Origin of the sequence: Fibrobacter sp. UWB16, from assembly GCF_900215325.1 — a bacterium.
Classification (GTDB): domain Bacteria; phylum Fibrobacterota; class Fibrobacteria; order Fibrobacterales; family Fibrobacteraceae; genus Fibrobacter.
Genome location: NZ_OCMS01000002.1, coordinates 543886 through 570656, shown reverse-complemented (window position 1 = coordinate 570656; position 26771 = coordinate 543886). Strand labels below are relative to the sequence as shown.

Below are 26771 nucleotides of genomic sequence, written 5' to 3'. Positions count from 1 at the left end.
AAAATGCGCATTTCATCAAGCGGGTTTCTCGTCGCCCGCAGGTTCAGCATTTTCCGGCGTCAGCTTTGTGCGAGCATCGTAGAGCGCTTTAGAAATACGCGTGAACGCTTCGACAATGACGGGGTCAAAATGCTTGCCCGCCCCTTCGGTGATAATCGACATCGCCTTTTCGTAGCTAAAGCCTTTCTTGTACACGCGTTCGGCAATGAGTGCATCGAACACGTCGGCAACGGCCATGATTCGCGCGGAGAGCGGGATTTCTTCGCCCTTGAGGTGGTTCGGGTAACCGGAGCCATCCCATTTTTCGTGGTGGTAGCTCGCCATTTCGATAGATTCCGTCAGGTAATCGGCATCAAACGCGCCCTTGCCATCATCGACAATCTTCTGGAGAATCTTGCCGCCTTCGGTCGTATGGCTCTTCATGATTGCAAACTCTTCGTCGGTCAACTTGCCATTCTTATTCAAGATCAAGTCAGAGACTGCAATCTTACCGATATCGTGAAGCGGCGCAGCCTGCTTGAGCTTGCGAACATAGCCATCCGTAAGTTTGTCCTTAAATTGGCCTTCGGCTCTAAGTTCTTGCGCGATAGCTTCCACATATTCGGCCGTCTTTTTAATATGGTCCCCCGTATTCTTGTCGCGGGCTTCGACCATCTCGGCGAATTCCATAATGAGGACTTCTTGCATCCGCTGAATACGTCGATTTTGTTCCTGGATGTTCACGCTTTGCTCATGCACGTTTTTAATAAGGCCAAAAGCAGTCTCTGCCATCGTATAGAGCGATTCGTACAAATGTCCAATTTCATCTTTGGCATTAATCCCGAGGCTTGCCACATCATTCACGGCCTTGCGCATATTGGACAAGTCCAAATTTGCCCCCATATCCAAAGCGTAGTTTGCACGCATCGTGGCACCAGAAATTTTCATGGCCGCATAAGACATCTTGTTCACGGGAGCAACAAAGCCATACTTCATAACTTCGATAATCACCATCATGATAATTAGCGAAAGCCCAAAGAACAGCGAAAGGAGCTTGATAAAGAACATCGCCTCGTCGCGGATGATGGATTCCATGGAAATGTCCGCGCCCACATAAGCAACCGTTTTCCCGGCGGCATTTTTGAGGGGCCTATACACCGTGAGGAGCCAGCCAAACTGGTCATCCGAAATAATGGGTTCAACTTCCTCGCCGTTCAAAAGCTTCGGCAGATATTCTTTAAACGAAGGTTCAATGGCAAAGACTTCGCCCGGTGCGTTAGCCGGCACGCCTTCGGTATCGAGGTCAAAAACCACATGGCAGCCATCAGGCAAAATTTTGTACACATATATATACTTTGTCTGCGAAAAACTTTCTCGGATGCCAGAAAGAACTTTGCGCGTGCGCTGGTAGCCTTCGACCTCGTAACCCCGAGCCAGGTAATCATCCACCTTTTCGGCATCGACGGCAATAGACGCCGCTTCGGTCACGCCATTGGCGATACTGACAAAATTATTGATGCAGTTGTCACGGTACAAGAAAAATCCAATCATGCTCGCAAGCCCGCCCAAAAGGACTTCCGCAACAATCACCATGATTACAACCTTGTTCAGCAAGGAATGGCGAATCGACATTTTGTCCGAAGAAAATCCCTTTTCAGATCCTTTAAGATGGAAGAGCTGGACATCCTTCAGTTCGTCCTTGACCCGGCGAGGAATAAACCTATAAATAAGCGCAGACAACAGAACAATTGCGCTCTTGTCAAAAATATCTATCACGAAATCGGCAACGAGCTGCGCATTGAAGCGGTTCCAATGAAAAACGTCGTGGAACGCAATCGCAAACGGCGCAGAGATGCCCTCACCAAAATTGAACCCGTACAAAGCGTAAGTAAAGATGGAGCCAATGCCACCGCCAATCAGCGCGAACAGCAAAATGACAACAAGCAACTTCCAAATGCTGTGGAAGAACCCGCGGCGGAAAAGGAATGTCGCAAGCGTCGCAATTAAAATGCTCAGGACGCCATAGTAAGTCGCGACCGGCTCGGAAATTCCGTTGATGGCGTTCACGCTGAAGCCCACGATGACCGCAGGCAGGTAACCGCCGAGCATAGCCGTAAGCACGGTGCCCAGACAGTCCAAGAACAAGGGAATTCCGAAGAAAATTGCAAGCTTAGCGGGGATAACGTTCAGGAGCAGGCCAACGAGCATCAGCAGGAGAATATTCCTCGAACGCGAGAAAAATTCGCAGACTGCCGCCCACTTATTCATCAAGCCCTGTTTCATTTTCAAAACATATTTTCTCATACCCAAATTCTTCCTTTTAACTTACATAAAATAAATAAAAAAAAGGTAGCCAACACGGATTCGTTGTAAAAAACATCATATAAAAGGAGATGCCCGCTCAAGGCGGGCATGACATAAGCATCCGTTCAGGATGACGGAGAGGGTTAGCGGTATTCGAACTTGGCTTCGAAGAGGTGCTTGCAGTTATTACTGTCGTTACCCCAATGCTCAGACGAACCGGCAAAAATCTGAATGCCGAGGTCAGCGGCCCCAGCCACAAGGCGGCTCATGCCAGCGATTCTCCAAATACCACGAAGAATGTCATCGCATTCCTCACGGCTCAGCTTGCAGCCATCCGTCTCGCCACGGTGCATGTACAGGCCATCGTGAATAAACGGTGCAGCATTGTAGACGTCGTCGCCCTTTTTGATATCGGGAACAAAGCTCTGGGCAAACGAAGGCGAAGACGCGCCGTCTGACATGAAGCCTCTCTTGAAGCGGACAGTCAGCATAAAGTCACGGAACTTTTTATCAGCCTTGGTATAGCGCGAACCCTTGACATACACGTAACGGTCCAACTTGAAGAAATACATCTTGCCGTTACCTTCGAATACAAGCGGATAATCAATTTCGACAGATTCCACCGTGATGGAATTGCGATCTTGCTGAAAATTCTTTCGACTCGTCATCTTGTCGATAAACATCTTTAAGTTAGCCATAAGCTCCTTCATGGTGCAGCGCTAATGCCGCACGCTTTGTTAAAGATACTAAAAATATTTGCAACGAGCGGACTATGCGCGTACATTTTGAAAAATACGAGATGGGGAAAGGGAATTGATCAATCGGGATTATTTGGATTTGTGGGTACTGAAGAAGGTCCTTGTGAAGAACGCACGGATTGCGGATTCAAAGGAATAAGAGAAGCAAGTTTTATTTTATAAATAGGATCTAATTTTGAAACAAAGGATTTCATCGTAGATTGAAGTTTTTCTATATCTGCTTTATAAACATCCATTGTTACAGATTCACTAACTATTTTCCCAGTCCTAATAGCTACAATAAGAGGATTTCCACTTAAACTCCCATCAGCAAATTTTTTTACATGTTCAGCTTCCTTTTTAAAATTACTAAAATTAAGATTAAGGTTAGTCATTTTTTCAACAATCTTGTCTTTTAAATTGTCATAATTAAGCACATTTTTTCGTGAACTTGAGCTATTCCAATTGTTTTTTGTCATACTAGATTTACCATTAAATTCTTTTTGAGATTTATCACACAATTTATAAAAGCTTTCTAATATTTGATTCATTTTATTTAAATCCACAAGCAATTCATATTCTAATTGATACCTTGACAAATTATTACCATAATCATCTTCTTTAAATAAACGTATAAATTCATTTTCAGCAATTTTATTTTGAACATTCACGTCTAATTGATTAATAACAAGCCGTTCATACAAAACAAAATCAGATATTTTTTCTTTCCCCTTACGCACATTTTCTTTTTCATCATTTATTTTTTTCAAGCAATTTCCCAGTGTAGCATGGTTTTCATCAAAATTACTAACTGAAGCTACATCTTTTGTTATACAAATTTTATTTAATTCTTTTTCTATCAACCGTTTTAACAACAACGAGTTTTGAAGGTCCAAAGAAGTATAACAAGACAAATCAATACTGTTTTTAGTTTTTTTTAACTTTTCCAAGTTAGTCTTTCTACGTTCCCACACATCCAACATCGAACTAGTAATTTGCATTTTTTGATTAGGATCCGTAAACACAGAATTAAAAGCACCGCAAAGTTCATTGTAATCTTGATCCTGTTGATCATCAAACCCAAACTCTTCAATTGCAAAACTATCACCTTTGGGACGAGCATCATTTTTAAACATCCAGTTATAATAAGGATTTCCAAAATTTGGAGTCATCGTGACGACTTTTTTTCCACCTATATTCTCCGCCTGATGCCCCGAATGAACTTTACATTTCTTTTGAGTTTTATCTTTTTGTTTAACAGTAATTTCATTTTCTGCATTGTGATCTTCATGAACATGCATTTCATAAGCACAATCATAGCAAGGAGTCTTAGTACCACCAACACGAACAACGCCATTCCTCTTCTCATTTGATTCTATTTGGAAATCAATAATAGAGCAAGCTGATTTAAGTTTATGATAAGATTCAATCATTTTAATAACAGTATACGAAGCATCAACACTGTATCTATTATATTCATCAAATTCCCCATAATAATCAGCCATTTTTTTTGCATTAGCTTCAGTAAACTTAACTACACTCTCAGCCTTTTTTTCAGCCTCATCTGACGCAGTTTTAGCATCTTTTGCACTTTCAGCAGCATAATAAGCAGCAACAGCAGCTTTGCAATCAGCATCTGATTCTACATTGCCTTTTTTATCAGCTTCATCTGCAGCTTTTTTAGCAATTTGAGCTTCATCAACACAAGAAGCAGCCCTGCTAGCATTAAAGCTAGCCAATTCAATACTTTTTTCAGTATCCGAATCCGAGAATTCCCCTTTCACACCATCAAAACACGTAGCAGCTTTACGAAAGGCAATTACCTTATTATTGAGAATTTCTATTGTTTGCATTTCCCCATGCATTACACCATTTTGACGGCTTTCATTTTGTTCAACTACTATGCCTTTACCTTTTCCAGCCCATCTATAAACGATATATAAAGCTTGTTTTTTTGCAATATCATCAGGAACATTACTTGTTTCACATTTCAGCTGTTCTATAAAGCCTTCTTTTTCTTCTAAAGCATTTCTCTTTTTTACAATTTCATTTTGCACAGCATATGCATCTTCTAAAAGCCTTTTTTTTACATTTTTTTGCGAATCAACGAAATCACTATTAACCGCAATATACCAAACACCACCAGTTATAACAACAGAAATATGCGGTCCATAAAAATCTTTTTCTTGACAATCGGCTATACAACTAGCAATATACGTCAACATTTCTTTTTTAAATTGATCCACATATCTAGACACTTCAACCGGCCTTGATTCACCCTTATGACGACCAAGTTTTACCGCTAATTCTTCATTCCCTTCAACTTGAGTTGTTTCGGTTGGAGAATCCGGATTATAAAACGCCATTCTTTGCGCAACAGAGCCTTGCACTTTACCACTTGCATAATCAACAGCCAATCCCTTTCTCTGCATTACCGCCTTCTCGCCCATGACATCGGCTTCGTGTTCCAGCCCCGCATTGTCATTGACGGGCAATCCGTTGATATTCGTGGTTGGCAATACACGACCCGCCATTTGCTGGGCAACGTGCCACGCTTCGTGTGGGAGGTGCTTTTCTTGACCGGGGGCGACATGGATATCCGTTCCCTGCGTATACGCAAGTGCTTGAACTGTCGCGGGTTTAGAGCTGTTGTAATGCACACGCACATCGTCCATAGAAAACCCCGAAAGGCTCTCTATTCCGGCCTTCAAATTGTCCGGCATTCCCGTATTGTTCGGTCGCGGGGCCTCCGCGCGCTGGGCGGCACTATTCGCCATATCCGCTTTTCGCTGGAGGGATTCATTTTGTGCGGACGAATCAAGGACAGAGGCGGCGGTACAATCAGTAACACATTGGGTTGTCTCAGTTTTTTTAGAGTATGTCATTTGCATATAAAGCCATCACACATTTGATAATTTATAATCCAAATACTTCGTTCGTAGCACGTCTAAATTTTCATCAACACTTTCAAATACAAAAGTTCTCACATTATCATCAGAATCCATCAAATCAAACAAGATATTTATATAATCTTTATATTTGTCTATTGAAGAAGTCGGATCTGCGGAAACTACAGCAGACGCATACAATACATTATCTATGATCTGCATCCAATATTTAATGATTTCATTATATTTCAACAAAGAATAAGCCTTGTATAAAGCACCATAAATTTTTTCAATTTTATCTTTTTTTAATACATTATTTTTTAATTTTTCATTTTCATGAGCTTCAGCATAAAGACAAATTCTTGTTGCTAAAGTTTCTTCATCCAACTGTTTTGCGCTTTTTTCTTCCAATAAAGAATTTTTCCATCTAAAATTGAGTGTATTTACATTTTGATCTTCCGCCGAATTAAATCGCTTTTCTTGACTATATTTTTTTGCAATCCACTGATTATCCGCATTTTTCTCAACTCCTGCAGTAAAAGCAATTAAGGCAAGTATCCCTTTTTTCGTTACATAATCAAGATTTTTTTTGCTTTCATCTTGATTAAACAAATCATTAGCCTCATCACTTATTTCTAAATTTTCGCTTTCAGCTTTGGCATCCCAACATGGTCTAAATAGAGCCTCTATTTTTATAAGGCCACGATCTTCGAGTTCTACTAAAGCCTTTTGCATATTTTGATTACGATCATTTGTCGGCACATGAGCAACATATGGAACATCAAATACTGGTGTAAAAGGTTCTGATTCTTTAGATATCAAAAGGCGATAAGTATCCAAACCTTTTCCACAATCAACAAAATGAAAAACCATCATAAAACACCCACAAAAACCAGCACTTTTAACTTCGCCCCCCGTATAAGGAGTAAAACAAATTTTTTGAGGGTTATAAGGAACTCGATCCTTATAAACATCGCCGCTTATATCAGGATAATACTCAAACGCCTCATTAGCCTCCCCCACCCTTTGCACCACGTTCCCAATATTCCGCACGACTAGCTGCACAGCATTATTCGCCATATCCGCTTTTCGCTGGAGGGATTCATTTTGTGCGGACGAATCAAAGACAGAGGCAGCATTTGGAGCGGCAGCCTTTTGGGCGGTAGAGGACTTTTGTGCGTATGTAGAGTTCATGGGGATGTCCTTTTATTGCGAGTACGAGAATTGACTGGATCCTTCCGCCTTCGGCGTCAGGATGACGCATGAATGGCATGTTCGGCGTCAGGATGACGAGGCGCTACAGGGTGACGAGAGGGAGGTTCCCGCTCGGAGGCGGGAATGACAACGCATTACCAAGTGGCGGTTTGGGGACGGTGCACTATTACGCGAGTTCTTCTTCCTCGGGGATGGCGGCGCGCTGGATGAACTTGCCTTGGGCGGGCAATTCTTCATCTTCGAGAGATTCGCACTGGATGGGCCCGCCCATCATGTCGGCTTTGCGCTGGAGGCTTGCGCCCTGTGCGGAGGAGTCCATGATGCTTGTGGCGTTGTGGGAGGCCATGCGCTGGAGGGCATCGGATTTTTGAGCGTATGTAGAGGTCATTTTTTGTGTTCCTTCTTTTGTTAAACTGTGTAAGGTGATGCCGGAACGGAGTCCGGCATGACATTGCCAAGCGAGACTTTACTGGATCCTTCACCCCTGCGGGGTTCAGGATGACAATGCTGGAGGAGGCTCGCGGGGTGGGTGGTCCAAACCGTGTAAAGGTGGCTACAACAATGAAGTTACTTTCCTTTGTACATTCCTCGGCGTTTGGGTAAATCGTTTTTGCGGTAGACCTGTATCAAGATGATGGCGATGACGGTCAGGAGCAAAAGGAGTATGGGAATCAGCCCGAAGGTGCCGCGGTAAGCAGCCACAGAGGGGTCGAGGCGGGAGATTATCGTCATCATCACGGCGGAGGGTGCCACGACAATGCCGAGCAAGAGCGCCAAATTGCCGTTGAAGAAATCTGCGACCCTGAACGAGGTAAAGTACGCAACGAGTACGCCGATTGCGATAAGGAACGTGATGATGTTCAGGAAGCGGAACACCCAGCGGTGCGTGCAGAAGAACGACGCGACCGCGCCCTGGCGCAAGCCATCGCCTTCCTCATTCTCGAAATGCTTGAGCATGCAATCACCCAAGTTTCCAGAAACGGCGCAGTTTTCTTCGGCATCGAGGGCAGTCGCATACGGTCCAACACCCAGGTTGTAATACGTGTCGTTATAATACAGAGCATCCTTGCTAAACTGGCTCCACCCGACATTGTCAAACCAAACGACAGGGACCAAAGAATGCAACATATTGCGGCGATCAAGGCTGTCCAGCTGCAAATTCAAATCATTCAGGAGAATCTGCTTATTCCGAGATGCCGGTTCATCCAGCACAACGAACAAGTAATTTTTCACTTCGTCACGGATCTGCTTTCGGCTAATTTTACGGTCAGCATCCTGAGCGTTAAGCAACACCAAGAAATTGTTGTAGCTATAAATTCCGCTATGAGAGTCCTGTATCAGGCTATCCGCAAACAGCTGACGTTTGTCAATTGCCAAATCAGAGCGATCCATCATCAAATTCACATGTACATACTCATTTTTACTGATAAGGCTATCTTTCAAACCTTTAAAAAATTCATTGAAGCTCAATTTACTTTCTTCATCCTTTGGGAAATTTTTAAAGTACAATGTCACGCCGTTGCCTCGATTTTCAAATTCATCGGTGTAGAACGTGAAGGCATTCACAAAGCGCTGGAAATAAGAATTAACCTTTGTATTCAAGAGTGCATCGATTTCAAAAGAGAGCTTATTAAAAAATTCTTTTAGTTTAACGCCCTTCCAATCTTCCTTAAAGACGACCCAATCCAACTTTACATTGTGGCGATGGGCTTCATTGACAAATTCATAATTTTCCTCTTTGTCCAGATAGGCCAACGCAGGCGCTCCAGATGCGGTATGGAGAGTTCCGCTTTCATCAATTTGCAGGCCATAATAGGCCAGTCGAGTAATCCCTTCAAAGTCAACCCATTTGGTCGTATCGCCGGCATACCAGTACGGATAAAATCCAACAACACCGCCATTCAGTTCCTCTTTATGGCTGCATCCGCACGTTTTAATATTCAAATTTATCGGGGCATCTTCAGAGTTATCGATTTTAACAAGCGTAGAGTCTACAACATCCCTTAAGTAAAGGGAATAAAGGGTATCAAGTCTATCGAAAGATTTTTTCCAAAGGTCATCCGAGCAGATTCGGCCACTATAGCGTTTAATAAATCTCTTTTCTCGATGAATATCAGATATTAATATTTTCCCTACATTGCTGTATATCTGACGCATGTTGCATTTTTTCTCCATACATGCGCCATAATCTTTTTCTTTTTTGCATTTTTCGCTCTGAACATTTCTTATGGAATCGACAAGGTTCTTTCTCTTTTTGGTAAAAAAAGATTCGAGAGTTGCATCAATATACTTGTCCAGATTATTTACTTTTCCGCTACAAAGTTTAAAACTCGAGGCCAAGAGATTTTTGGCGTAACGATGAAGCTGAGTAGAATCCAAAAATTCTGTACCCTCCATCTGTTTTACAAAATCATACGCTTGTTGAGAAAACACCATCTGGTTTGTAGCATCATCAATGATATACCATTTCAACGAATCGATAGAGTTATCATCCAAATAGGCCTGCATATTGAGCATACCCATAACGTCTGTAACGGTATCTTCTCGGACCGTCCACGAAGTCTGAATGAAGTTATTTACAATTTTCTGATGCTGAGGATAAGCCTTAAACTTTTCGTTGATTTTTTCGGCCATCTGCGAGCGGCTTTCATACTTAAAAGCCTTCTGCTGATTAAGCGTATCAAACACCGCAGCGGTATCTTTCAGCAAATCCTGTTCTGCATACTTTTCCACTTTTTCTGGCGAAATCGTATAGTAACTCATAGGCACGCCATCCGCATATGAGAATATGGCAAATAAAGCCACAATGAGTGTAACAAGGAGGTAATTTATTTTCATAGGATTTTTCCTTCTTTGTATAATTCCTTGGCCAAGGCCCTAACGATGTCTTCATTACAAATTTTCTTGCGATTCTGTTGAGCAGCGCAAAGCGCTGCATAACGTGCAACGTTTGTTAGCGCTCCCCCTGCGAGTTCATACTTTTCGGCAAATTTGTTCAAATCGACATCATCTTCAAGTATAGATTTTTTCGAAAATATGTTAGACCAAAGTCTCATACGTTCTTCGGGTTCTGGGAGCGGGAAGTAAATGGCGTTCTGGAAACGGCGCGAAAAAGCTTCGTCTATGTTCGATTTTAAGTTACTTGCAAGGATGACGATTCCCGGGAAATCTTCGACACGTTGTAAGAGATACGAGATTTCTTGGTTGGCCGCACGGTCATTCGAGCTGTTCGTTTGCGTGCGGGCACCAAAGAGAGAATCGGCCTCATCGAAAAAAAGGATCCAGTTGCGGTGTTCCGCCTGATCAAAGATGTTCGAGAGGTTCTTCTCAGTTTCGCCGATGTACTTCGAAATCACCTGCGACAAGTCTACACGATACACATCCATGCCCACCTTCGCGCCAATGAGCGTTGCAGTGAGCGTCTTGCCGGTGCCCGGAGGGCCGTAAAACAATGCACGGTAGCCGCGCTTGAGGTTTTTGCGGAGTCCAAAATCGTCCAGCACGACTTCGCTTTTTTCAATCCACGCCAAAAGCTGATTGATATCATCAAGAGTCTCTTCGCCGAGCACAAGGTCATCCCAATGCAAATTCGTCGTGATGAGCTTTGCAGGGAAATGCATGCTAAAATCAGGCTTGTTTTTAACGCCGGTCGTAAAGTACTGCAAGTATTCCGATGACACGCGGAGTGCCGCCGAGTTCGCGGGTTCGCCCGGTTCACCGTATTCGAGTTGCAAAATGCGTTCTGCAAAAAGCGTAGAAGATGTATCGAACAGCGCCATCATCTGCAATCGTTTTTCGATATCGTTCCCCGCAAGCAAAAATAGCGCCGTTTCGCACGTGGGCAAGAATCCCGAATGGCTCTTGCTGCGCCAGCCACCAAATTCCGTGTACGGGCGGCCAAGAGTGCGATTGTTCAACAGAAAAGAATCGAGCGCCTGCGGGCAAAGGTGCGGGAGCAGCGCAAGTGCAATAACCAAGCGCTCATAAAATCCAAGTTCAAAATCAGCGACAACTTGTCCATACGGAGAATCGTCATCAAGTTCCGGCGGCGAGAGCATTTCGATCTGGAGCTTTTTATCTTCGGAATCGTCGGCCGAAAAATACTGCGAAAAACGCAGGTCAATCACCGACTTGCACCAATCAATTTCATTTGTCAAATCAAGACTCATCGCGCGCCTCATCTCCATTTAACATTTAAGACCTTTTTCATCCACGGGTGTTTTATCATGGAGTAGCCCCACGGGAGCTTGTCAAGCAAGATGTCGAATGTTTTCGTTTCAACAGTCAGCATATCCGAGGCCCCCGATGTTTCAACAGTTCCGTTTCGCACAAAATACGTACCGCGTAACCCATCGGGCGACATATGGCCCACTGCTTTCCAGTTCGCCACAACGGCCTTGAGCAGCGAATCGACAAGTTCCTTTTCGCTATCCGAGACTTTCGGGAGTTCATCGGCGTAGAGCACGGGCATCACAGGCAAATTGCAAAGGAGGTTCATCACAGCGGCATCTTTGGGCGGTTCCGCATAATTACCGAAAGCCGCATACTTGAGTACCGCAAGGGCCTTGTGCTGAGAATCTTCGTTTACGAAAGCGCCTTTTTCAATGCATCCCGTGCGCTCGAAAAGTGCAGGCAAATACGGAGCAAGCAGCACCAAGCCTGAATCCATAACCTCGTGCGTTGTATTCGAGAAGTGCGCAGAATTCTGTTCGTTCGTGCGAGCATTTTTATCGGGAGCATGCGCGGCTTTCGCATTTTTCATCTGCAAAATACGCTGGTAAACCACGTAGGCAATCTGCTGAACGTCCATTTGCGGATTTTCGGCCTGCATTTTCTTGATTACAGATTCCGAGAACGCAAGCGGATTGAACTTTTGGCCCTGATGTTCATCATTCCAGCTCTCGGCAAGCGCATCAAAGCGATGTTCGAGATTGCTCGATTTGTCTATCGGCATGTGCTGGCGGTAAACATCGGCAAGCATCATCGTCAAGGGCTTACTCTGCGCCTTGAATACAGCCGAACCGAGTTTCGATTTCAGCGCATCACGCAACGCATCGGTAATTTGCTGAAACACATCGCCAGAAGCTTCGATGTTCAAATCAATCGTCAATGAATCAAGCTCTACATCACCATCCACATTCACTTCAGCGAGCACGTCATCAAGCGTTTCAATCAACGCACCATGCGCAAAGCTGTGCAATTCACGCTCCGAAGCGACCGGTAAAGAAGAATCTTCAACGGTAATATTCATGTTCATGTTTTCAATGATGTTCAGCGATTCACTCATAGCCAAACCTTCTTTGAAATGAACTGTTTATGCGCCAAGAGCCAATCGACCATGCGCGGCGACATCGTAAGTTTCATCGGACCATCGAATTTCCAGTCCTTATAAAGTTCAGCAAAGGCATGGCTTTCGCGTTTGGGCACCCAGTAAATCACGGGGAGCAAATGGGCAGGGATTTCATTGCAAATGAACTGTTCTACATCGTCAAGCGATTCGCGAGTCAAATCATCATCGGCAAACATTACAATGTGGACGCGCCCAACCTTTTCGTCAACAAGCAATCCATCGATGTTGAAAATTTCAAGTTTATCTAGGCGGTCTCGGAGAATTCCGAGCATCAATTCCACACGGCGGCGCCAGGCATAGCCAACGCGATGCAATAACAATTCCGGGAGGTGCTGCAAGAAAGCAACCTTGCAACTCACGAGACGCGGCAACGCAATAAAGCTAAACTTCGGGAAATGCACGCCGTACATGGCTAGCATCTGGTCAAGCGCCAAATTGTAGCGTTCCAGATTTTCAAAGACCTTTGCCGAACGCGCCCCACGAATCGAGAAAAGCTCCGGGAAATGGTCCAAAACATCCAAAAACTTTTTGAACACGAACTCAATCGGAGCGAGATAACCTTTTAGCGATTCAGCACTCTCCCCTTCCCTATAAATCGTCGGGAAAAGTTCAATCATCGGCGTAAAATCGGTGACATCGTGATGCGTTCCAGTTGGAAAAATTTCTTCCGCTTCATCGTCATCAGCGTCAACTGAGCGAATGTTTGCGCGAACGTCACTTTCTACAAAATTCGGTTCGCCACCCATCCACTTGATACGCAAATCCGAGACGTAATCACCCATGCAGCGCCACTTACGCCAGAGTCTCCAAAAACGTTCAAAGATTTCACCGCTCACGTGGTCATTGACGCTACCCGCCATATAGATTTCAACGCGGTAGCACCCGTTATCGTCCGTTGTAAAACGGACTTTTTGCGGATAACAGCGCAATTTGGTGAAGTGTCTTTCGCAGTAAATGCGCGACTTGAAAAATGACGCGTATTCATCCTGAGTCACAGGGAATTCCTGCATCACAAGCGCCGGCGCATAAAGTGCCTGCGATTCATAATCGATATTCCCGTCAAACGAAGCGAGGTAATCTTCGACATCGAAACCCGTCTTGTAGCCGAGTTCCGTGAGCGTAAAGACCATCTGTTCCAAAATTGTAACGCCCGGATCGTGAACGTTATAGTCGGTCCAGATTTTCCCGCTCAACTTCTGCGCAAGCCCTATGGCCTCTTGCCGCAGAGTCGCATAATCGAACGGTCTTACCTCTTGACGAGATATCGTTATGGAGTTGAATTCACTCATTTACCAATTGATCCAATCATTTGCGTATCGTACCAGAGCTTGGTCAAGCGATAACGCACCTTGACTTTTCCTTCGTCATCGTACTTGTGATGTACACGCAGTTGGAGCGTGAATTCAAACTTGTTCGCAGCCGTTTTCCAGCGGATGTCGATTTTGGAGCCTCGCCCACCGCTATACGACTGCGTCAAATTGATAGACGGATTTTTATTGAACGTATTGACTGCAATCGCATGCGCAAGCGCAAACTTGCCATCGCCTTCGTTGCCACCCACACCTGCAACAATTTCAAAGCACTGGCAACCGGTCAAAACTTCGGTCACATCGTGCCATTCGCCATCGGCAACGACTTCGAGATTTTCATTTTCGTAACCGAGACGGCCCTTCGATGCAATCACGCCATTAACGTCAAGTTCGCTTTGCGGCGTAACACAGCCAACGCCCATGCGGATTTCAGAAGCACCTTCAGGATTTTCGGCCGAACGTTTGCTCAAAAGCGTTACGGCAGTCTCATCTTCTTTCATTTCGGGCGTCTTGATATTTAAACAAGTCTCGCCCTGCTCAATGTTCTTGCGGACACTCGCAAACCACTCCGGCTTGCGTTCTGCCAAGTTCGAGAAAAAGCTCGCCAAGCGGCTGTTATCTCTTCTCTGCTTAATTTCGAGGCCGTTTTCTTCGGAGACCCTAAAGCCATCATCCACAGCGTTCACCATGGAATCGATAAGACTCATAAAGTCTTCTTCTGTCGGCATGCGCCCAGCCGTAAAGCGATATTTCAACTCGCTTCGGTTAAGCCCGATGTATTCCATTCTCTGTCCTGCCATCATTTTCTCCTTATGATAAATGTTTGACCAATTTCAAGGCCACCATATCCGTTGTTGACACGGCGTGAACCCAAATTATTCGCAGAATCAATATCGTTGATGAAGTGCTTGCGCATTGGCACCGCAATACTCCATGGGAATGAGCCATGCAACAAGCGCTCTTCAGACTGCTCAAATAAATTCACCAAGAATCTTTGTTCGTCCGTAGAAGCAATTTTCATGATGGTGAAATCGTCCATCACCTGATCCACGTAATCAAGGCTTTCGATATAGGACTTGAGTTCCATTTTATCGAGTTTCCAGCCAAAATGCTTAGTAATTCCGCCCACCTGCGGGAACCACGGCGACAAATAGCGATTGATTTTTTCGTTCAAGTCCAAAAGGATTTCACCTTCGTTTTCGCGATGCTTTAGTTTGACATTGCAACGGACTTGCAACTTATCGAAGAACGGGTTCACCACCTGCACTTTTGCAATGCGAGAGACTTTACTTTGCAAGTAATCTCGGATATTCAAAAGCACCGAGCCGCTCACGCACGGGTCCCACTGGAATGTTCCATCGCAGAACATCGGCGAAACCGGCACGACAAGCAAGTGGCCCGGGCAAGCGCAATCATAACGGCCCGTAGATTCATCAATGCGCACATGCGGAAAACACTTGACCTTAAGCACTTCGGGGAAATGTTCGAGAATCAACCGCTCGTAATCTTCCGTGCAAACGCCACGATTCCTGTGGTACAAATACTCTGCCACACGCATACGCATCTTGTTATCGGTTTCGCGCACCTTGCCGCCAAACGATTCTTCGAACTGGTAAACGCTCGAAATTCCGGCAACGCTCTTCGTGAGTTCCTTGATGCATTTCGGTTTGCAATGGTCTTGAATAAGGCCATCTTCAAAACCACAAACGCGCTTAACTTCGAGCGACTGCGTAAAGACCGTCAAAAGTCTTGAGCACTCGCGCCAAAAATCGCCCTTCGGGCTTATGCGAATCCAGTAATAGCCACTCGGCATCAATTCCGTTTCGCTCGAAATATCGCTCGGCAAATCAAGCGTTACAATGCCTGATGATGTAAAATGCGATGTCGTATCGGCCAATCGATTTTCATCGGGCAAAATCTTCCAGCCAAGCGGTCCCATGTAAGACCAATTGCACATTCCCTTTTCAAGGCCACGCGCCGCCGAGTCACGATTGAGTACAAAATAGAGATTTACTTTTTTCGGTTTCCCCGCAAATTGGAGTCCTAAGAAAAGTTCGCCGTTATGCACAAAATACGGTTCTTTTGCGCTAAAGCCATACGGATGCACAAACAAAATGCTATCGGAATTCTGCGCATCATTCGTCGAAAGCGCCACTTCGGCAAACGATGTGTAATTCACGTACAAGTCTTCGATGCTCGGCGTGTACGGCTGATTCGGCATTTCATCGGCGCTCTTTTTCTTGAGAATCTGCGTCAAGAACGAATTGCAGACCGCACGCGACATTTCCTGGTGCATAAACGCCTTGGATGGCGCAATGAGTTTCATCTTGAAGAACCCATCCTTCATCATCGGCGAATACATGAAGTTTTCATCTTCAGGAATCATTTCGCTTGTTCGCGAACAGACAATGCTATTGAACGACATTTTGAAATCAGCGTTCATCGCATTAAACAGCGAGCTTGTCACGCTATTTTCATCGGACGGGAGCCAATTGCCGCCATAAAGGCCGCTCAACGAAACCGTAAAATCAGACGTTTTCGGAGGGTTATCGTATTGCGAATACCATTCCGAAAAATCTTTACAGTTCGGGAGGCCGCACCACTTGCCCCGAACATCAAACGAGTTCAGTTTTTTGCCACAAATTTCCTTGCAGCCCACAATGAACGAACTCCCAACGCTCGGAACAGCGCCAAACAGCTGCACAGGCAGCAATGTAGAGGCAGGGCCATATTCATTCGAGACCGCAATATCGCGGCATTTCGAGACATCAACCGCAATGCGTACGCTCTGTAAATGCATCCTCATCAAAGCAAACCAAAGCGTACGCGACTTGCGAGGAGAGACTAAAAGCCGAAGCACCGGATTTTTCGAACGGTAGCGTTCACCGTGAATTATCGGATCGTAATTGACAATCGCAGGATCCGTATCTTTCAGCGTAAATTCAAGCGACAGTTCATTTTCAGGGCATTCCGAATTCAGAATATTGCAACCGATTTTATAATCTTCAATGTCAATCCAGCCGCTTTCCGTAGTAAGCGAGATCTTGAACGCGTTCATGAACGCCGCCGAGAATTCGCTCGCCGAGCCGTAGTCTACATCAGCCACCGTACGGCGCAAGGATTCACGTGCAAATACAAAATTCAATTTGACGTTTCGCACGCCACTCGACATATAAAAAATGCGATTAGAAACGCAAAGCCCCACTTGCGAGAAAACCGTTCCTTCAGGCACTTCATTCGAACGCGTCAGTCCAAACAAAGGATACGGTTGCATCTTCTGTTCACTTGCATCCTTAGGCGTGTACACCGGGATTTCGGCCTGTGCAATCGGGTAACCCTTCACGCACGAGACCGTCAAGATTTTAGCAACCTTTACATTGTTAATCGGAGAATCACAGACGGATTCAAACTCAATATTTTCGCCCTTGCTATTTTCGCCAGCGCTAAAGCGGGTCCCCTTGGGGAGCACATACGAGACATCATCATTATCGACATCTACAGTGACAAAAGCGCGGTCGCCTTCGGCTTCGCGATTTTCTTGCTTGAGGATTTTGCGGTAATAAAAATCAATGCGTTTATCAGGGAATGTGTTGAGCGATTGCTGAACATGTCCCATGAGCTTTGCGCAAACCGCATACAAAGCGGCAGCCGGGTCGGTTTTTCCGTCGGCTTCGCCCTCCATCATCGCCACAACTTTCGATAAATTTATATCATCGAAGAAATGCGGCTTGCCGTGTTCTCTGGCATACTCTTTCATCAAATACAAAATGGATTCTGTAGACATGGAATCTACAGCAAAAAAGCCCGTCGCAAGTTCCGGGAACTCGCGAGCGCGTTGGCTCAATCCATCTTGAATCTGAAACTTATCCGCCATAAAACTATTCGATTACCTATACACTTGCATCCGTCGCTTCATTCAAGTAGAACGGGAACACTAGATTCCTTCGGCTGTTCGTCGAGCGTACAACATAGACGATGTTGATTCTAAGAACGCCCACAGCATCGGTCTGTTCAACGACAATATCCTCAACATCTACACGGGGCTCATTTAGCAGAATCGACTTGCTAATTTCGTCCTTGATAAGAGTTTCTGTCCTCAACGAATACGCTTCAAAGCAATAATCCCGCAAACGCGAGCCAAATTCCGGCTGCATTGTGCGCTCGCCAGGGTACGTATTCAAAAGAATGCGCAAGCTTTCTTCAATATCATCTTCGTGCTCCGACATTTTGGCATGTCCAGATTTCGAAAAAGAGACCGGAAACGACCAACCGCGACCTAAAAAAGAAGCATCCAGCACGCTAGCCTCCAATCATCACCGTCGGGCATCCCAAAACAATCGAGCCGCCATGAGCTGTAGAATCGCCCATGCGCGCCGCCGGTTTTCCGCAAATCATGACCGTTGCAGATCCTTTAATAATGGAATCCGGAGGGCCAACGCATACGCAAGAATCCCCCATCACAGCAGCAGGCAGCCCGCCAATCAAAACCGTCGGCGCGCCCGGCCCCACAACGGGGCCACCCACATGTGGGATGGGCGATGGCCATGCAGGAGTCTGCATGGGGCATGTATGCATATCAGTAAGTCTTGCAGCACACGGCATAAAAACTCCTAGTTGATCATCACCATAGCGCCCTTGATGACCGTCTGCCCTGAAGCAGAAACTTCGGCCTTGGCACTCCCTTTACCGGTGAATCCCACCTTTCCATTAAATTCCACGTTCATCCCCTCTCCTTTAAGGTCACCCTTTGAACTCAAGGCGATTCCGCCCACAGCCGAGACGTTGAACTTGCCCTTGGTATCAAAGCAAATATCCTTTTTCGATTCTACCTTGATGCCGCTATCAGACATTTCGAGCTTGTTGCCCGATGGGTCTTCGACCGTGATCTTTTTGCCATCATCATCCAACACAAACTTGCGCTTGCCCGGAGTCGTCACCGTGATGGACTTCTTTTCTTCATTGAATTCGACGCTCAGTTTTTCGCGCGTCAGAATCTGCTTGATGTTATTCTTTTGTTCAAGCGCCTGCGGAGTTGCATGCTTGCCGCTATAAAGACTCCCGAGAATTACCGGACTCGACGGGTCACCGCCAAAGAATCCGAGAATCACCTCGTCACCCACTTCCGGGAAGAACAGGCAACCAAACTTATTCGATGCGTAAACGCCACCGAGACGCGCCCAGACATCTTCTTTTTCGTTCTGCATCAGCGGGATTTTCACCTTGACGCGATTCAGTTTTTCCGGATCTTCGTGAATCTGCATCACGACACCCGTCATGAGCCCATGTACGCCGCAGTTGATTCCAGATGCAATCGGCGAAGAGACTTCAAACTTTTCCGAGAACCACTCCTTGGGCATACCAAACGTAAATTCCGTAGTCCACAAGCCATCGCAAATGTGATGATGGATTCCAGAAACAAGCGCTCCGCCCTTAAAGCGGTCGCCCACATTCTTTAGGCCCACAAGCCCGCCGAGTTTCGCCGTTGTTGAACCCAGGCAAACAACAGAGCCGCAAATTCTCGAAAGTTCATTTTTCAGCTGTTCCGCTTCGGCCCAAGATGTAAGCATTCCCTTAGAAACTTGAGAATTGCTCTGCAACGTGTTCGATGATACTTTCAAGACGCCCTGAAGTTTGCTATTAGCAAGATTTGTCTGGCCGCCAAGCGATTTCATGCCAGACTTTCCAGAAATAACCTGTTGCTTTGTAATGTCCCAAGATTTCGCCTCGACATTCTTGACTTGGAAAAGCGCATTTGCCTCGGCCTTAAACTCGATAATATCCGTGCCCCAAGTGAGTTCCACATCGGCACCACCCTTGGCAGCAATTTTTTCGATGGACATTCCCTTGTCATCGGCAATGAGCCAGCAGCCATTGGCCTCGGCACGAGTCATGATAAAGTCCCAATCGGTGCAGTAATACTGCAAAATTTCTTTATGCGCTTCGCCGCCCATGCTAGACTTTATCGAAACACCATAATCGCCAGCCAACTTCTTGACGATGGCATCATCGGTCTTTTCGAGATAATTCGCATTCTTGCGAGCGCATGTCATTGCAATCGCCTTGTCGCGACACTCGATTTTAACGCAACTACGCCCACGCTTAGAAATCGAAACGCCATGGCGAACGACCACGCCCTTGAAAATCGGCGAAGAGTTTGTAGCATAGCCGGCTTTAATCGTCACCTCTGAACCGGGCTCCAAATCAGAACCATCGCTCAGCGGGAACTTGCCATTACTCATTTCGCCATCTTCAATCACGACAACAGCCTTCGGGATCGTGTTGATGCCGTAATAAACGTCGACAGAAACAATCGGGAGAACAGACGAGAGAGCATTTCCGTTCCCCAGAATGACACATTCTAACGGGCCTTCATCTTTAAATATGGGCGACTTACTTGACATTCAAACACCTCAATCGACAAGTGGCGGGAACACAAGACGCGTCCCCGGCTTTAAGCGGCAAAAACTGGAGAGCCCGTTAATTCGGGCCACTTGCATGTAATACGACGGATCGTTATAAACTTTATTGCAAAGGTTCGGGAGCGTATCACCCGATTTAACTTCGATAATATGGGTTAGGTCTGGAGATTGCTTATTCTGTTTGGCCTCGATTTCTTTGAGCGTCATGAACTCGGAAAACTCAAGGACAATTTCAGCTCGGAGGGGTGCGCCATGAACATCAAATAAGGTGTATTTCGAAGTCATCTTATTCAGGCGAACATTGCCCACATAAGAGCCCCAACTTAACGTTACAATTGGAGGTTCATGCTTACTCCCATCAAATGTGTAAACAACCTTTCTTAGCTGTTCCACCATTTTCTCTATGGTCCCATCCATAGGCCATAAATCTTTGGGAATAGCCCCCGTCGTATCCAAGATGATCTTTGGAATCTTAATTACTTTTCTTTCATATTGATTGAATTTTAGATTTTTCTTACGTTTCGTTCTAGAATAATTAATACCATCCGTTTGCAAAAACGATTCTGGATTCAGCATGACAGCGAATTCGCCGCCACTTGATTTCAATTTAAGCTTTTCTAATCCCATTTATCGTTCTCTCGACTTTTCAATAGATTCACTAATCATCTCTCGACATTCATCCAATATTTCAGAACGCAAATTTTCCAAGTCTTCTTGCTTATTATCTTCAGAAGAGCCTGCCACATGGATATTTACTACAAAATTTTTTATTTCAAGCGACATACTAACCCTGCTGAATAAAGAAAGAATTGTACCTTATATGGACCGTTTCTACGACGACTTCATTTTTCATGGCACCAAAATCACTCAAAGACCACTGTACCGGATAAGCTTGTTTAAAAATCCAAGTTTTTATCGGTTGACCACTTTCATCCAGTAAAGCAACCAGAAGATTCTTCAGTTTTATGTAATCCTTTTTAGGCGGACTGCTAAGTGTATCATTGCACCATTTAAAAAAGTCATCACCCGTTTTTAGGATTCCACGAGATAAAATCAAATCGTTATATTTCTTTCCTTTCGGAAGATAATACTTTGTAAAACTGTCGCCTCCTGAACTTACAGGAATCGTCTCCAGCGAAAAATCAATTCCTTTAACATCGCTAAAGGAAACCGATTTTTTTTCAATCGTAACAGAAAAGTGAAACGCAACTGGTATAGACCATTCTATCGGATCAGGAGGCGCCATATTCTACCTACTAGCCATTCTTGATTTCAAGGCCTTCGTGGACAATTTCAATCGTTTCGATTGCAACTTCGTTGCCTTCGGACTTGAGATCGGTCCCCGTCACCTTGGTCGGCCAAGCGTTCTTGAGCGTCCAAACCATCGTTTCAGCGCCACCTTCATCGAGGAGGCTAATCGTAACGGTCGTACGTTCAATGGTATTCATCTTGATTTTCTTGAACCAGTCCCAGAACTTGTTATCGCCCTTGAAAATGCCCTTCTTCATCGTGACATTGCTGTACTTGACAAGGCCAGGCATCTTGACCGGAGAGAAAATCGGACTGTCTCCCGAACGATACTTGATTTCTTCGGACTGAGCATCAAGACCAGAAACTTCCTGAAAGGACATCTGGACATCATTCCACATCACCTTGAAGTGGAATTTGGGCATGGGCCATACACTTGCACTTTGTGCTGCGCCATTTTCATCAGCCATATTGATTTACCTCCTATTACGACTTCTGCTGTTGCTGTTGGAATGTGAGTTCGATGAATTCTGCCGGGCGAATCAAAGCCACCTTCACGGTCACTCTCAAAATGCCTTCGAGAATATCTTCCGGAGTCATAGTATCGCCAAGACCCACATGCACTTCGTAAGCATCTTCCGGCGTAGCGCCTGCAAGGCCGCCGCGCTTCCAAACGCTATTGAGGAAGTTGCCAATCATGTTCTTCATCGTGAGCCAAGTCGTAGACGTGTTAGCGTCGAACACATAAGCCTTAGATGCCTGCTTGATTGATTCTTCGAGCATGATCATGGTACGGCGAACGTTCACATAGCGCCAATCGAGGCTGTTGCCATCAAGCGTACGAGCGCCCCAGACCTTGATGCCATCGCCAACAAAGTAGCGGATTGCGTTCACGGCCTTACCGTTCAGCGGAACGTTCAAGTCTTCCTGTTCATCGTTGGTCAAGTTCACTGCCGGAGAGACAACGCCATTGATACCGACATTGGCCGGAGCCTTCCACACGCCTTCGTTATTATCGACGCGGGCATAGATACCAGCCATTGCAGCAGAAGGCGGCATCAAGTTGAGCATTTCGCTCATGGTGTTCATCATAGCGGCATACTTCGGGCAGACAACCGTAAGCGTGTTGTGCAAATCCGTCGGATCCTTCTTGACATCAAAATTGCTCAAAGCCTTGAAGAAGCTGACGAGTTCCTTCTGTTTCGGCGTAAGTTCCAACTTTTTAGCATCATCGTCCGAGATATCGAGGCTTTCAATCTTCGGAACCACGGACTTTGCAAGGTCAAGTGCAAGCGTCGCATAGGCACCTTCGCCTTCGGCTTCCGGCTCGATATTTGCAAACGAGAGTTCACTCGAAGCGACAACGCTCGTATTGATCCACGGATAGTAAGCGGCACCATACTTGAGGAAATCCGTCACCTTTTCGCGGAACGTGTTGATGCATTCCAGCGGTTCCTTGAAGCCATCGTAGACATCGAGAATGGTGAATCGGTTCTGCATTTTGTTGCAATGCGCAAGCAATTCATTCTGGATATCGGCGCATTCCTGAGCATCGCCAAGCGAAACGGCATCCGGCACGAGCATAATCGTCGGTTCCTGTTCCTTCACGAACGGGGCAATACCTTCGAACAACGGCTTCTTTTCGATCTTCTTGTCATAACCGCCAACAGAGCAGATATAGCAAGCGGCACCGCCATTCTGGAAGAAGATGCGCATGGAATCGTAGAGACGGTACATGGTCTTTGCCTTAAGCGAAGCCTTGCCTTCGGACTTCGTTTCGGCACTTGCTTCGGCACCGTCCTCGCCTTCTGCGGGAGCAGCAGATGCGGATTCAGCCGCATATGTGAATCGCACACTGGGAGCGCCACCGAAAATGTTCAGGTATTCAGCAAAGGAAGTGATTCGGAAAGGCTTGTTCGTCAAGTCCTTTCCATTGTATTCCGCCTTTTCGGTATAGCCGATAAATGCGGGAATAGCAGTAGCAACTTCCACCACCGAGCCCGGGAAAGCATCTTTCTCAACGAGATAGACGCCTGGGGTTTTGTATGATGCAGGCATTTATGATTCTCCTATTTTTTATGGATTAATAAAACATTCAGCGACAATGGCGCTTGAGCCATCATCCAGACACGCCTTGGCAATTGACTTTGCACTTGCATTCGGAAGGCACTTCATCAACACCTTTGAAGTTGCACTGTCCAAAAGTTGGAAACGAGGAGGCGATCCGCTTACAATCGGGATTTCGGTCCGCGAAACATAAAGCGACATACGTGACGACTTTTCCACACAATCAAACTGCACCGGGTCATCAACCTTCAGCGAGTCGTTAATTTGCAAATCGCGTTCAGCATAAATGCCTGAGACGCAATAGCACCACCTCAATTTTTTAGTCGGCACCTTTACAGTGCCCATAAGCGGCTGTTTGGGAGTCAAATGGAGTTCCAGGGCAAAAACAACGCCAAACATACGCTGCAGTTCGGGCAAAGAGTCCTTGCTGCGCCCTTCAAAACGCACCCCACCATCACAGGAAACTATAGCCACCGGGAACTCGTCATGGGCAATTCCATCGAAATTTGTCACATTCCAGACTTCAGCAATTGACGCCTTGACATAAAAAAGGAGCGTTACCTCTTGGGCAAAAGAGGTCGCAGGCGCCATAAGCCGCACTTTTCCATCGTATATGCGGCATAAAGCTTCTTCTTTCTTCAGGATTTCAGCCGTTTCCGCAGACGGTACGACCTTAAAGCCACAAGAACTCCCGTTGTAGTATTCGTGGCAAAGCGAGACATCTACAATTCTTGCGTATTCCATTAAAGCAACCCCAATTCTGAGTTTTCTGGAAGCCGTATAACATACGGCTGGTAATACGAGTAGTTTCCGCCAAGAGCAACCGTCTTTAGACGATAAACCACTGATGGGACATATTTTGCCCCTATCGTTCCCCACAAATTATTCAGTTCCTGCATATTCAAGTTTTCCATGTCGATGGCAATTTTTTCCAAACCATCAGGCATGTCAGGCGAAGTCGAACGGTCAAAGAACGAATGATCCATGAAAAAAGCGACAGCTTTGGACAAATAACGTAACGAATCTACGTAGTTTCCACCTTTAAAATTGGCCGCAATAACAAAGTACAAGTTCAAGAATACTTTTTTCTGCGGAACAACAGCTCTGTCACCTCTAAATTCTGGAACAGCATGTTTTTGCACCATACTATCGCGCTCCATATTCACTAGGAATATGTTCAGTTTGTTCGTAGCCCCTTCATATTCTTTCCCATCATTTTCAAGCATTCTAGACACGACAACAAGATCTTCACGTATCGACATTGTACGCCGCAAGTGAAGATTTAGTTGCATAGCCAAAAACTGCAACGAAGCCCCGATCATAACAAAAGATGCCCACCCTTTGTTTGCAATACATATATATGTTTATATGTATTATTTCGTTCGTATTATAACTTTCAACGCGGCAATATAATTATAAGTTCAGCATTTTGTAAATTGTAAAATTTATTTTTCACATTTTCAGTTGTTTTTAAAGATAAATGTTTGTAGAAAGACGAATAAATTACGCAAATTTTATTTATAAATACAAATTTTGCAAACATTGTACATAAAGTAGGAAGCAACTCGTCAACAAAAGTTTCCACACCAAAAAAGTCAAAAATGCTATTTTTCTTACAAAAAACTACCAATGCAGATAAAAACCATAGGTAAATACTATACGTATCATAACATGATACACCCCTATAATACAGCGTAAAAAAGCGCCATTTCAAGGGTTACACCAAATCACACCTCTTTTTTCCAACCCAAAAGGACATAAATCGGCCAAAAAGGCACAAAAACGCCATTTTTCTCACAAAAAACATAAAAAAAACAGAAATATTCTCCATATAAATGGAACATGCTTTATTAAATTTTCAGGTATGTTTGAGCATAAATGTCAGTCTGAATTAACATCTCGTCAAAAAGAGATATTAGCCCTTTTGCGCAAGGGGCTAACGAATAACGAGATTTGCAAGACTTTGAACATTTCGGCAAATACGGTCAAAGCGCACCTAGCCAACATCTACAAAATTCTTGAAGTCACCAACAGAACAGAGGCTGTATCCGCAAAAATCGACGGAAATAGCGAAGAAGCCCCCAACACAGGCGACGTCAAGAAAGACCTCAACATCATTTTTCTCAAACAGAAAGACCTTTCCGCATACCCGAAGGCTAATGGTCTCTACTATTCTCTGGTAGAAGCCATTCACCAATACCGCATCTTCCGCATTACAGATACAGAAGACAACTCTTTTGACCCCGCCTTTTCAATTGACGTTTCGGCGGCCAAAGACAAAGACGAAACTTTATTCTTATCGGTAAGGCTCGGTTCAACGCACGAGATGCTTTGGACAACCTCTGTCAAAATCAGCTCAGACAACATTCTAGAGATTGCCCAGAAAGCGGCAATGCTTTTGTTCCGACACATCGTGCTTGCAACGGCCAATATAAAGTATACTCCCCAAAGTCCCATTCCCTATTGGTGGTACGCGACCGCGCATTGCAACATCAAGTTCGAAAACCGCAGCAAGGAAACATTCAACTACTGCAAGGACATGCTCACGCCTCTTGCCACTGGCGATATCTACAGCGAACAAGCGCTTTATACACTTTCACTTGTCTACTACATCGCAATTCTAGACAACTGGGGCGACACAAAAGAATACACCATGCAGCTGGCCGAATTCGCCCGCAAGGCCATGTTCAATGCGCCATATTCCATTTACTCGCAAATGATTATGGCCTTTTACAACATCGTTATCGGCAACAAGAGCGAAGCAATTGCTTATTTCAAGCAGGTCATCGAGGCAAACCCGCAGACGATCATCGCACGTACCATCCTTATCCAGATTTACATGCTGATTGGCCAGAACGAAAACGCGTTGAACCTCATCAACGAATGCGAGCGCCTGATTCCAGCAACTGCGGCACAAGCCTCCATCAAGCAAGGCAAGGCTCTCATATTGCTCTTGCAAGGCAAGTACGAAGAATGCATCAAGCTTTCTAGACAGATCTTGCTTTACACGCCAAAGACAACAATTTTCTACCTGTTCATCATTTTCTGTTACAACAAGCTCGGCAAGTTCACCGAAAGCCAAGCCGAAATCAAGGAACTCTACAAAGAACACCCGGATTTTGGCAGGCCCTACGTCGAACACATCCTGAAGGGCGTCAACCCGCAAATGCAACAGATGTTCATGGACAACCTCCAGAATCTTTTTTCTGTCAGTAACCCATAAAACTACCCAAATGGGCTATTGATTCAAGCTC

21 protein-coding genes and 1 pseudogene are annotated in these 26771 nt (G+C 45.2%); 1 reads left to right on the top strand and 21 read right to left on the bottom strand.

The features are described from left to right. Positions 1-15 precede the first annotated feature (15 nt). The 21 genes and pseudogenes from CRN95_RS07720 to CRN95_RS07625 form a co-directional block, all read right to left on the bottom strand. On the bottom strand, positions 16-2283 hold the full coding sequence (locus tag CRN95_RS07720; protein ID WP_097020548.1) for an HD-GYP domain-containing protein: 2268 nt from the start codon (positions 2281-2283) through the stop codon (positions 16-18). A gap of 143 nt (positions 2284-2426) precedes the next feature. After that, on the bottom strand, positions 2427-2981 hold the full coding sequence (locus tag CRN95_RS07715) for a DUF1353 domain-containing protein (protein WP_097020547.1): 555 nt from the start codon (positions 2979-2981) through the stop codon (positions 2427-2429). A gap of 2474 nt (positions 2982-5455) precedes the next feature. After that, positions 5456-5755, bottom strand: a pseudogene (locus CRN95_RS15145) (DUF4157 domain-containing protein); the annotation flags it as partial. 165 nt (positions 5756-5920) lie between these two features. After that, entirely contained in the window at positions 5921-7102 is a 1182-nt protein-coding gene (locus CRN95_RS07705) for a hypothetical protein (RefSeq protein ID WP_097020546.1), read from the bottom strand. Positions 7103-7289: 187 nt separating this feature from the next. Next, a complete protein-coding gene (locus CRN95_RS07700) occupies positions 7290-7511 on the bottom strand; it encodes a hypothetical protein (protein ID WP_097020545.1) in 222 nt (73 codons plus the stop codon). Between the two features lie 179 nt (positions 7512-7690). Next, complete coding sequence (locus CRN95_RS07695) at positions 7691-9961, bottom strand: hypothetical protein (RefSeq protein WP_235002939.1); 2271 nt, start codon at positions 9959-9961, stop codon at positions 7691-7693. Then, positions 9958-11292, bottom strand: coding sequence for an ATP-binding protein (locus CRN95_RS07690; protein ID WP_200816192.1), 1335 nt, complete (start codon positions 11290-11292; stop codon positions 9958-9960). Before CRN95_RS07690 ends, CRN95_RS07695 begins: the two co-directional genes overlap by 4 nt. Positions 11293-11300: 8 nt before the next feature. Continuing rightward, on the bottom strand, positions 11301-12410 hold the full coding sequence (locus CRN95_RS07685; RefSeq protein ID WP_097020543.1) for a contractile injection system tape measure protein: 1110 nt from the start codon (positions 12408-12410) through the stop codon (positions 11301-11303). After that, the gene (locus CRN95_RS07680; RefSeq protein WP_145993975.1) at positions 12407-13762 is read right to left on the bottom strand and encodes a hypothetical protein; all 1356 of its coding nucleotides are present in this window, start codon (positions 13760-13762) and stop codon (positions 12407-12409) included. Before CRN95_RS07680 ends, CRN95_RS07685 begins: the two co-directional genes overlap by 4 nt. Continuing rightward, positions 13759-14583: a hypothetical protein gene (locus CRN95_RS07675; RefSeq protein ID WP_097020541.1), complete on the bottom strand. Its 825-nt coding sequence runs from the start codon at positions 14581-14583 to the stop codon at positions 13759-13761. The genes CRN95_RS07680 and CRN95_RS07675 overlap by 4 nt, the downstream gene beginning before the upstream one ends. Further along, complete coding sequence (locus CRN95_RS07670; RefSeq protein WP_097020540.1) at positions 14583-17657, bottom strand: baseplate J/gp47 family protein; 3075 nt, start codon at positions 17655-17657, stop codon at positions 14583-14585. The genes CRN95_RS07675 and CRN95_RS07670 overlap by 1 nt, the downstream gene beginning before the upstream one ends. Before the next feature lie 16 nt (positions 17658-17673). Next, entirely contained in the window at positions 17674-18081 is a 408-nt protein-coding gene (locus tag CRN95_RS07665; protein ID WP_200816191.1) for a GPW/gp25 family protein, read from the bottom strand. A 1-nt stretch (position 18082) separates the two neighbouring features. Further along, positions 18083-18385, bottom strand: a complete 303-nt coding sequence (locus CRN95_RS07660) for a PAAR domain-containing protein (protein ID WP_088629211.1) — start codon at positions 18383-18385, stop codon at positions 18083-18085. 8 nt (positions 18386-18393) lie between these two features. Beyond that, positions 18394-20184 carry a type VI secretion system tip protein VgrG gene (vgrG, locus tag CRN95_RS07655; RefSeq protein ID WP_097020539.1) on the bottom strand — a complete coding sequence of 597 codons (1791 nt, stop codon included), beginning with the start codon at positions 20182-20184 and terminating at the stop codon, positions 18394-18396. A gap of 9 nt (positions 20185-20193) precedes the next feature. Further along, positions 20194-20829 (bottom strand): peptidoglycan-binding protein, encoded by a 636-nt coding sequence (locus CRN95_RS07650; RefSeq protein ID WP_097020538.1) that lies wholly within the window; start codon positions 20827-20829, stop codon positions 20194-20196. Next, positions 20830-20985 (bottom strand): DUF5908 family protein, encoded by a 156-nt coding sequence (locus CRN95_RS14825; protein WP_159462294.1) that lies wholly within the window; start codon positions 20983-20985, stop codon positions 20830-20832. A gap of 1 nt (position 20986) precedes the next feature. Continuing rightward, positions 20987-21448 (bottom strand): phage tail protein, encoded by a 462-nt coding sequence (locus tag CRN95_RS07645; protein ID WP_097020537.1) that lies wholly within the window; start codon positions 21446-21448, stop codon positions 20987-20989. Between the two features lie 10 nt (positions 21449-21458). Next, positions 21459-21920, bottom strand: a complete 462-nt coding sequence (locus CRN95_RS07640; RefSeq protein ID WP_088629215.1) for a phage tail protein — start codon at positions 21918-21920, stop codon at positions 21459-21461. 16 nt (positions 21921-21936) lie between these two features. Beyond that, positions 21937-23508, bottom strand: a complete 1572-nt coding sequence (locus tag CRN95_RS07635) for a phage tail sheath subtilisin-like domain-containing protein (protein WP_097020536.1) — start codon at positions 23506-23508, stop codon at positions 21937-21939. 18 nt (positions 23509-23526) lie between these two features. Next, positions 23527-24261, bottom strand: a complete 735-nt coding sequence (locus tag CRN95_RS07630) for a hypothetical protein (RefSeq protein WP_088629217.1) — start codon at positions 24259-24261, stop codon at positions 23527-23529. Beyond that, on the bottom strand, positions 24261-24809 hold the full coding sequence (locus tag CRN95_RS07625; protein ID WP_159462293.1) for a DUF4255 domain-containing protein: 549 nt from the start codon (positions 24807-24809) through the stop codon (positions 24261-24263). The genes CRN95_RS07630 and CRN95_RS07625 overlap by 1 nt, the downstream gene beginning before the upstream one ends. A gap of 572 nt (positions 24810-25381) precedes the next feature. Here CRN95_RS07625 and CRN95_RS07620 point away from each other — a divergent pair. After that, entirely contained in the window at positions 25382-26740 is a 1359-nt protein-coding gene (locus CRN95_RS07620) for a LuxR C-terminal-related transcriptional regulator (protein WP_097020534.1), read from the top strand. Positions 26741-26771: the final 31 nt, after the last annotated feature.

Excerpts from the sequence above, each read along its gene's own strand:
- CRN95_RS07640 (WP_088629215.1), bottom strand. The coding sequence starts at position 21,920 with ATGGCTGATGAAAATGGCGCAGCACAAAGTGCAAGTGTATGGCCCATG.
- CRN95_RS14825 (WP_159462294.1), bottom strand. The coding sequence starts at position 20,985 with ATGTCGCTTGAAATAAAAAATTTTGTAGTAAATATCCATGTGGCAGGC.
- CRN95_RS07675 (WP_097020541.1), bottom strand. The coding sequence starts at position 14,583 with ATGGCAGGACAGAGAATGGAATACATCGGGCTTAACCGAAGCGAGTTG.
- CRN95_RS07715 (WP_097020547.1), bottom strand. The coding sequence starts at position 2,981 with ATGGCTAACTTAAAGATGTTTATCGACAAGATGACGAGTCGAAAGAAT.
- CRN95_RS07670 (WP_097020540.1), bottom strand. The coding sequence starts at position 17,657 with ATGGCGGATAAGTTTCAGATTCAAGATGGATTGAGCCAACGCGCTCGC.
- CRN95_RS07680 (WP_145993975.1), bottom strand. The coding sequence starts at position 13,762 with ATGAGTGAATTCAACTCCATAACGATATCTCGTCAAGAGGTAAGACCG.
- CRN95_RS07620 (WP_097020534.1), top strand. The coding sequence starts at position 25,382 with ATGTTTGAGCATAAATGTCAGTCTGAATTAACATCTCGTCAAAAAGAG.
- vgrG (WP_097020539.1), bottom strand. The coding sequence starts at position 20,184 with ATGTCAAGTAAGTCGCCCATATTTAAAGATGAAGGCCCGTTAGAATGT.
- CRN95_RS07650 (WP_097020538.1), bottom strand. The coding sequence starts at position 20,829 with ATGGGATTAGAAAAGCTTAAATTGAAATCAAGTGGCGGCGAATTCGCT.
- CRN95_RS07630 (WP_088629217.1), bottom strand. The coding sequence starts at position 24,261 with ATGGAATACGCAAGAATTGTAGATGTCTCGCTTTGCCACGAATACTAC.
- CRN95_RS07690 (WP_200816192.1), bottom strand. The coding sequence starts at position 11,292 with ATGAGTCTTGATTTGACAAATGAAATTGATTGGTGCAAGTCGGTGATT.
- CRN95_RS07645 (WP_097020537.1), bottom strand. The coding sequence starts at position 21,448 with ATGGCGCCTCCTGATCCGATAGAATGGTCTATACCAGTTGCGTTTCAC.
- CRN95_RS07635 (WP_097020536.1), bottom strand. The coding sequence starts at position 23,508 with ATGCCTGCATCATACAAAACCCCAGGCGTCTATCTCGTTGAGAAAGAT.
- CRN95_RS07625 (WP_159462293.1), bottom strand. The coding sequence starts at position 24,809 with ATGCAACTAAATCTTCACTTGCGGCGTACAATGTCGATACGTGAAGAT.
- CRN95_RS07685 (WP_097020543.1), bottom strand. The coding sequence starts at position 12,410 with ATGAGTGAATCGCTGAACATCATTGAAAACATGAACATGAATATTACC.
- CRN95_RS07700 (WP_097020545.1), bottom strand. The coding sequence starts at position 7,511 with ATGACCTCTACATACGCTCAAAAATCCGATGCCCTCCAGCGCATGGCC.
- CRN95_RS07695 (WP_235002939.1), bottom strand. The coding sequence starts at position 9,961 with ATGAAAATAAATTACCTCCTTGTTACACTCATTGTGGCTTTATTTGCC.
- CRN95_RS07660 (WP_088629211.1), bottom strand. The coding sequence starts at position 18,385 with ATGCCGTGTGCTGCAAGACTTACTGATATGCATACATGCCCCATGCAG.
- CRN95_RS07720 (WP_097020548.1), bottom strand. The coding sequence starts at position 2,283 with ATGAGAAAATATGTTTTGAAAATGAAACAGGGCTTGATGAATAAGTGG.
- CRN95_RS07705 (WP_097020546.1), bottom strand. The coding sequence starts at position 7,102 with ATGAACTCTACATACGCACAAAAGTCCTCTACCGCCCAAAAGGCTGCC.